The organism is Burkholderia sp. Ap-955, assembly GCF_011753045.1.
Classification (GTDB): Bacteria; Pseudomonadota; Gammaproteobacteria; order Burkholderiales; family Burkholderiaceae; genus Burkholderia; species Burkholderia lata_D.
In genome coordinates this window covers 22,291-28,812 of record NZ_VWWH01000090.1, presented here as the reverse complement: position 1 = coordinate 28,812, position 6,522 = coordinate 22,291, and the positions used below count along the sequence as shown (strand labels likewise).

8 protein-coding genes and 1 pseudogene are annotated in these 6,522 nt (G+C 68.1%); 3 read left to right on the top strand and 6 right to left on the bottom strand.

What is annotated here, in order from left to right:
- Positions 1 to 400 (top strand): annotated as a pseudogene (locus F3J15_RS30900) (M48 family peptidase); the annotation flags it as partial.
- A gap of 39 nt (positions 401 to 439) precedes the next feature.
- On the opposite strand, the gene F3J15_RS30895 reads toward F3J15_RS30900, so the two are convergent.
- From F3J15_RS30895 to F3J15_RS30870, 6 genes are all read right to left on the bottom strand, one after another.
- Positions 440 to 1,027, bottom strand: coding sequence for a DUF2946 family protein (locus tag F3J15_RS30895; protein WP_089446330.1), 588 nt, complete (start codon positions 1,025 to 1,027; stop codon positions 440 to 442).
- Positions 1,020 to 2,057: a hydrolase gene (locus tag F3J15_RS30890; RefSeq protein WP_089446329.1), complete on the bottom strand. Its 1,038-nt coding sequence runs from the start codon at positions 2,055 to 2,057 to the stop codon at positions 1,020 to 1,022. The genes F3J15_RS30895 and F3J15_RS30890 overlap by 8 nt, the downstream gene beginning before the upstream one ends.
- 34 nt (positions 2,058 to 2,091) lie before the next feature.
- The gene (locus tag F3J15_RS30885) at positions 2,092 to 2,538 is read right to left on the bottom strand and encodes a nuclear transport factor 2 family protein (protein ID WP_040141776.1); all 447 of its coding nucleotides are present in this window, start codon (positions 2,536 to 2,538) and stop codon (positions 2,092 to 2,094) included.
- 115 nt (positions 2,539 to 2,653) lie between these two features.
- Positions 2,654 to 3,691, bottom strand: a complete 1,038-nt coding sequence (gene waaF, locus F3J15_RS30880; RefSeq protein WP_041492938.1) for a lipopolysaccharide heptosyltransferase II — start codon at positions 3,689 to 3,691, stop codon at positions 2,654 to 2,656.
- Positions 3,692 to 3,840: 149 nt separating this feature from the next.
- Complete coding sequence (locus tag F3J15_RS30875) at positions 3,841 to 4,035, bottom strand: zinc-finger domain-containing protein (protein ID WP_006749970.1); 195 nt, start codon at positions 4,033 to 4,035, stop codon at positions 3,841 to 3,843.
- Between the two features lie 50 nt (positions 4,036 to 4,085).
- On the bottom strand, positions 4,086 to 5,009 hold the full coding sequence (locus tag F3J15_RS30870) for a branched-chain amino acid transaminase (RefSeq protein WP_083265912.1): 924 nt from the start codon (positions 5,007 to 5,009) through the stop codon (positions 4,086 to 4,088).
- A 193-nt stretch (positions 5,010 to 5,202) separates the two neighbouring features.
- Between F3J15_RS30870 and F3J15_RS30865 the strand changes: the two genes are divergently transcribed.
- Together F3J15_RS30865 and F3J15_RS30860 are read left to right on the top strand one after the other, a co-directional pair.
- Positions 5,203 to 5,958 carry an AzlC family ABC transporter permease gene (locus F3J15_RS30865; protein WP_089446328.1) on the top strand — a complete coding sequence of 252 codons (756 nt, stop codon included), beginning with the start codon at positions 5,203 to 5,205 and terminating at the stop codon, positions 5,956 to 5,958.
- A complete protein-coding gene (locus F3J15_RS30860; protein ID WP_069248754.1) occupies positions 5,955 to 6,278 on the top strand; it encodes an AzlD domain-containing protein in 324 nt (107 codons plus the stop codon). The genes F3J15_RS30865 and F3J15_RS30860 overlap by 4 nt, the downstream gene beginning before the upstream one ends.
- The last annotated feature ends 244 nt before the right edge of the window (positions 6,279 to 6,522 follow it).

Sequence of the window (6,522 nt, the reverse complement as noted above, 5' to 3'; positions counted from 1 at the left end):
CGACGACGCGGTGCGGCTCGCGGCGCTCGCGCAGCGGCGCTGGCCGGCGTCGCACGCGGCGATCGTCGCGCATCTTCAGGCGCTGATCGCGGCGCGCCGTTTCGCGGAAGCGCAGGTGCAGGCACGCGCGCAGGCGAAGGCCGATCCCGAGCAGCCGGACTGGTGGGACTATCTCGCGAAGGCGAGCGACGGCAAGGGTGACCTGCTGGCGCGGCGCCGTGCGCTCGCGGAGAAGCTCGCGCTCGACGGCGCGTGGCCGTCGGCGATTCGCCAGCTGAAGGAAGCGCGCGACGCGAAGGACGTGTCGTTCTACGAGCAGTCGATGATCGGCGCGCGGCTGCTGGAATTCGAGGCGCGCTACAAGGAAGAGCGCGAGGACGAGAAGAACGGCCGCGGGTAGCGGCCGATACACGGGAAGCGCGCGCGAAGCCGCTGCGGGTCAGTTGCCGCTGTCAGCTGTATTGCGGGCCTGTTGCGCCGGGCTTGCGACGTAGCCGAACCGCGTGGGCACGTCCGCACCGACGATGCTGCCGAGCGGCAGCGTGCGGCCGTTGCGCCAGCGCAGCACGGGCGGCGCGGCATCGAAATCGGCGTGATCGGCGAGCAGCCCGAGGTCGTGATCGTGCAGCGCCGCGATGCGCGGCGGCGTGCCGGCCGCGCGAAACAGCACGCCGCCTGCGTCGTCGAGCCAGGCTTCGTCCGGTTCGAACGGCGCGCCGGTCTGGTCGGTGAGCGTGAGCTGCCCGTCGCGCTCGGCAAGCCGGACGACCCACGGCGTATAGGCAAGCTCGACGTACACGCGCTGCGGCCCGTTCTGGAAGAACCACTGGCCGTGCGCGTCGCATTCGTAGTTGCGGCCGATGAACGCGTTCAGCGCCGCATGCCGGATCGGCGAGCCGAGCTCGCCGGCCGCCTGGGCCGCGTCGTCGCGCAGCCGCCATTCGCCGCGCCGGTCGAGCAGCAGCCAGCCGGTACAGTGCGGCACGTTCGGCCATTTGGCGAGGGCCTGCCTGACGATGTCATCCATGGTCGACGAATTGGGAGCAATAGCCGAACACCCGCGCCGACAGCCAGTCGAGGCGGCCGGGGAACGGCCCGGTCATGAATCCCGCGTGCCCGCCCGCCGCGGGCTGGTCGAGCTCGACGGCCGGCGATACGTCGGCCGGGCCCGGCAGCGCCGATTCGGGCAGGAACGGGTCGTTGCGGGCGTTGAGGATCAGCGTCGGCACATCGATCGCGGGGAGCAGCGGCCGCGTGGTCGCCTTGGTCCAGTAGTCGTCCGCGTTCGCGAAACCGTGCAGCGGCGCGGTCACGACCTCGTCGAAGTCGCGCATCGTCACGGCCTGCAGCATTGCTTCGCGGTCGAACAGCCCCGGGTACTGGTCGAGCTTCGCGAGTGCCTTGCGCTTGAGCGTCTTCAGGAAGCTGCGCGTGTAGACCATCGCAAAGCCTTGCGACAGTGCGCGCCCGCCGGCGTGCACGTCGATCGGCGTCGAGATCGCGGCGGCCGCCCGCAGGATCGACGTGTCGCTGCGATGCTCGCCGAGCCAGCGCAGCAGCACATTGCCGCCGAGCGACACACCGGCCGCGACGAGCGGCCCGCGATGCTGCGCGGCAAGCCGGCGCAGGATCCAGTCGACCTCGGCACTGTCGGCGAGATGGTAGAAGCGCGGCTGGCGGTTGATCTCGCCGCTGCAACTGCGGAAGTGCGGCACGACGGCATGCCAGCCCTTCGCGCGCGCGGCGGCCATCATCGCGAGCGCGTAGTGCGAGCCGGAGCTGCCCTCGAGGCCGTGGAACAGCACGAACAGCGGCGCATCGGGCGCCGGCGCGGCGCTGTCGAGATGGGCGACCCAGTCGAGATCGATGAAGTCGTGGTCGGGAGTTTCCCATCGCTCTCGTCGGTAAGCGACGACCGGACGCCGCGCGAACAGCGCGGGCACGATGGTTTGCGCATGGCTGTTGGGCAGCCAGCGTGGTGCGCGATAGCGCAGTATGTCGTCGTCGGGGGCCGGGGCCCCGGTCAGCGGCGAGGTGGGCGGAGAAGCCGTACTCATGATCGCCCCGCGTATGCGTTGCTTCGTCTTTTCGTCAGTGCAGCGGACCCTGCCCATGACGGATCTTCGCGGCGAATTGTCCGGCCGCTTGTTCGGGAATCGGGCTCGCGTGAATATGCGCGATGCGCCACTCGCCACGTTCGTGAATCATCACGTACGTCGCGAAAACCATGTCGGGTTCGGCCGTCAGGTCGGCCTGCTGATGCGCTTCGGCGATCGTATAGACGACCGTGCCGAGGCTGTCGTACACGCGGATGTCAAGCGGCTCGATCGTCACGGGGCGCGTGGCGAGCCGGTTGCCGAGCCCGCTGCGGATCTGGTCGAGGCCATGCAGATGCTCGCCGTCCGCCCATACGCAGCTGGCGAAATCCTCGTCGATCCACAATCCCAGCAGCGCGTCGAGATTGGCATCGGCGACGGCCTGGTAGTAGGCGTTCAGCGTATCGGCGGCGGCTTCGAAGAGGCGGGCAAAACGTGGCATCGGGGTTATCTCTCGCGCGCGTCGCGCGCCGTATTCAGCACGGCGGCCCGGATGGAGCCGCCGTACACCGGTGAATCGGATTGCCCGGCGCGCCGTGCGACGCTGCCGGCCAGGGTCAGCGCTGCCCGACGAGCATGCCGCGCAAATCGCCGAATACCTGCTCGGGACCGAGTTCGCGCAGGCACTTCAGGTGGCCGAGCGGGCACTCGCGTTCGAAGCAGGGACTGCATTCGAGATGAAGCCATTGTACCTTCGCCAGGTCCGACAGCGGAGGGGTGTGGCGCGGATCGGTCGATCCGTACAGCGCGACGAGCGGCCGGCGTAGCGCGGCGGCAACGTGCATCAGCCCCGAATCGTTGGTGACCACCGCGTTCGCGCGCGCGATCAGCGCGCACGCCTCCGACAGCGACGTCTGCCCGCACAGGTTGCGCACGTTCGGCGCGTGGTCGGCGATCGCCTGCGCGGCCGCGGCGTCCTTCTGCGAGCCGAGCGCGACGATCTGCGTGTACGGGAACGACTGATGGACGATGGTGGCGAGCGATGCGAAATGCTCGGGCGGCCAGCGCTTGGCCGGGCCGTATTCCGCGCCCGGGCAGAACACGACGAGCGGCTTGCGCGTATCGAGATTGAAACGTGCGGACACGCGCGCCGTCTCGTTGAGATCGGCGTCGAGGCGCGGCGCGGGCAGCGTCTTCATCGACTCGGGCAGCTTCGCGCCCGGCGCATACGCGAGCGCCGCGTAGTGGGTCGTCATCGGCGGCCGCTCGCCCGATTTGTCCGGGTTCGCGTGCCGCACGTTCAGCAGCCCGTAGCGGTGCTCGCCCGTGTAGCCGACCCGCAGCGGGATGTTCGCGAGCCACGGGATCACCGCGGATTTCAGCGAATTGGGCAGCACGTACGCCGCGTCGTAGCCGACGTCGCGCAGGTCGCTCGCGAGCTGCCAGCGGCGCAGCAATTGCAGCTTGCCGTGCGCGAGATCGGTCGCGTAGACATCGTGGATCTCGGGCATCCGCTCGAGCACGGGCGCGACCCACGAGGGCGCGACGGCATCGATCGCGATGCGGGGATGGTTTTTCTTCAGCAGCGCAAAAAGCGGCTGCGCCATCAATGCGTCACCGATCCAGTTCGGTGCGATAACCAGCGCTCGACGCATCAGGTCGACTTCCGATGTCGTAATGAAGCACGGCGCTCAGGCGCCGCGTTCGGGTTGCCAGAATGGAGAACGGCGGCGCGCCGGCAATCCGGCGGCGCCGCCTGGGTGAGCGGCGGCCTGCATCCGCCTGCAGGCCCGGCCGCCGGGGCTCAGTGGCCCTTGACGACCTCGCCGTCACGCAGCTTGTAGCGCGTGCCGCAGTACGGGCAGCGTGCTTCGCCGTGCGAGACGTCGATGAAGACGCGCGGGTGGGCGCTCCAACGCGCCATGGCCGGGTTCGGGCAGTACGCGGGAAGATCCTTGGCCGTCAGCTCGACCAGCGGCATTTCCTTGATTTCACTCATGAGACTTTCTCTTATCACTCTTTTGTGGGGCGGTCGGTGGCGCGGCGCGCTCAGACCTTCGTCAGCCAGTTCGCGTACTTCGCGTTCTTGCCCGACACGATATCGAAAAACGCCGACTGGAGCTTTTCCGTGACGGGGCCGCGCGCGCCGCTGCCGATCGTGCGGTTGTCGAGCTCGCGGATCGGCGTGACTTCAGCGGCCGTGCCGGTGAAGAACGCCTCGTCGGCCGTGTAGACCTCGTCGCGCGTGATGCGCTTCTCGATCACCTCGATGCCGGCGTCCTTCGCGAGCGTGATGACGGTATCGCGCGTGATGCCGTCGAGGCACGACGACAGGTCGGGCGTGTACAGCTTGCCGTTGTTCACCAGGAAGAAGTTCTCGCCGGAGCCTTCCGACACGTAGCCGTCGACGTCGAGCAGCAGCGCTTCGTCGTAGCCGTCAGCGGTGGCTTCCTGGTTCGCCAGGATCGAGTTCACGTACCAGCCCGACGCCTTCGCGCGCACCATCGACACGTTCACGTGGTGGCGCGTGAACGACGACGTCTTCACGCGGATGCCCTTCGCGAGGCCTTCCTCGCCGAGGTACGCGCCCCACGGCCAGGCGGCGATCGCGACGTGGATCGTGTTGCCCTTCGCGGCCACGCCGAGCTTTTCCGAGCCGACCCAGATGATCGGGCGCAGGTAGCACGACTCGAGCTTGTTCTCGCGCACGACTTCGAGTTGCGCGGCTTCGAGCGTTTCCCGGTCGAACGGCACGTCCATCTGGAAGATCTTCGCCGAATTCAGCAGACGTTTCGTGTGCTCGTACAGGCGGAAGATCGCGGTGCTGCCGTCGGCCGACTTGTACGCGCGCACGCCCTCGAAGACGCCCATGCCGTAGTGCAGCGTGTGGGTCAGGACGTGGATCTTGGCGTCGCGCCAGTCGATCAGCTTGCCGTCCATCCAGATCTTGCCGTCGCGGTCGGCCATTGACATAGATTTCTCCTGGGATGCGGTTGTATGCAGCGTTGAGCCGGAAAGACGCGTATTTTAGCGTCATTTGAAGGCGATCCGGTCGGTCGGCGCGGGGCCGGCGCTATAATCGCCCGGTACCGATTCCAATAACGACGGGTCGTACCGGCAGGAGGCGCCGGCGCCCCGACGAACCGCCCGCTGCGGCCCGCTTCCCATGCTTGCTCGATTGTCCGCCACCGACCGCTTCGCGCTGATCCAGGGCGCGCGCGACTATTCCCCGACGCTGATGGCGATTTTCTCGTGGGGGCTCGTCACCGGCGTCGCGATGAGCAAGTCGGTCATGACCCTCGGGCAGGCGAGCGCGATGTCGCTGCTGGTCTACGCGGGCTCGTCGCAGCTCGCGGTGTTGCCGCTCCTCGCGGCGAAGCTGCCGATCTGGACCATCCTGCTCACGGCCGCGATGGTCAACACGCGCTTCGTGATCTTCAGCGCCGGTCTTGCTCCCCATTTTTCCTACCTGCCGCTGTGGCGGCGCCTCGCGATCGGCTATTTCAACGGCGACGTGATCTACCTGCTGTTCCAGAAACAGGGCTTCGCCTACGGCCACGTGCCCGGCAAGGAAGCGTATTTCTGGGGGATGGCGCTCGCGAGCTGGTTGTCGTGGCAGGTGTCGTCGCTCGCCGGCATCCTGCTCGCGAGTGTCTTTCCCGCGAGCTGGGGGCTGGAACTGGCCGGCACGCTCGCGCTGATCCCGATCATGGTGTCGGCGGTCGCGAACCGCTCGACGCTCGCGGCCGTCGCGGTCGCCGGTATCGTGTCGCTCATCGCGTTCGACCTGCCGTACCGGCTCGCGCTGCCCGTTGCGGTGCTCGCCGCGCTCGCGGCGGGCTGCACGGCCGATTTCTTCGTCGAGCGGGCTGACTGGCGGCGCATTCGCACCGAAACCGTGCACGAAAAGGAAATCGAATGAGCGCGACGGAAATCTGGATCGTCATCATCGGGATGACGATCGTCACGGCCGTCACGCGCGCGCTGTTCCTGATCGGCGGCGAACGCACCGTGCTGCCCGAGCGCGCGCAGCGCGCCATGCGCTACGCGCCGGCGGCGGCACTGGTCGCCGTCGTGCTGCCCGACGTGCTCGAAACGCCGGCCGGGCTGTCGTTCGCGCTGTCCAACCATCCGTTCTACGCGGCGCTCGCCGGCCTCGGCTGGTTTTTGTGGCGGCGCAGCATGCTCGGCACGATCGTCGTCGGGATGCTCGTCTTCACCGCGCTGCGCCTGGTCTTTTGATGGGGCGCCGTTCGGGCCCGCCGGGTACCGGCCGCGCGCGCGGGTGCATTGCTGCGTTGCGGCAATGTGTCCGTTCCCGCGCGCGATCCCAAATAGGCGGAATTCGCCGCCCGCGGGTCAGTCTGCCGGGTGGATCGGCTAGAATGCCCGTTCGAGATTTTTTACCCGTGCGCGTCATGCGAACCGCCAGCCACGGCCGCATCCGGCGCCCTTTCGCGGCAGCCCGCGCACGTCCAGCGTGAAC

Bases quoted from the DNA above. Each gene is read 5' to 3' on its own strand.
- F3J15_RS30895 (WP_089446330.1), bottom strand. From the start codon at position 1,027: ATGGATGACATCGTCAGGCAGGCCCTCGCCAAATGGCCGAACGTGCCG.
- F3J15_RS30890 (WP_089446329.1), bottom strand. From the start codon at position 2,057: ATGAGTACGGCTTCTCCGCCCACCTCGCCGCTGACCGGGGCCCCGGCC.
- F3J15_RS30885 (WP_040141776.1), bottom strand. From the start codon at position 2,538: ATGCCACGTTTTGCCCGCCTCTTCGAAGCCGCCGCCGATACGCTGAAC.
- waaF (WP_041492938.1), bottom strand. From the start codon at position 3,691: ATGCGTCGAGCGCTGGTTATCGCACCGAACTGGATCGGTGACGCATTG.
- F3J15_RS30875 (WP_006749970.1), bottom strand. From the start codon at position 4,035: ATGAGTGAAATCAAGGAAATGCCGCTGGTCGAGCTGACGGCCAAGGAT.
- F3J15_RS30870 (WP_083265912.1), bottom strand. From the start codon at position 5,009: ATGTCAATGGCCGACCGCGACGGCAAGATCTGGATGGACGGCAAGCTG.
- F3J15_RS30865 (WP_089446328.1), top strand. From the start codon at position 5,203: ATGCTTGCTCGATTGTCCGCCACCGACCGCTTCGCGCTGATCCAGGGC.
- F3J15_RS30860 (WP_069248754.1), top strand. From the start codon at position 5,955: ATGAGCGCGACGGAAATCTGGATCGTCATCATCGGGATGACGATCGTC.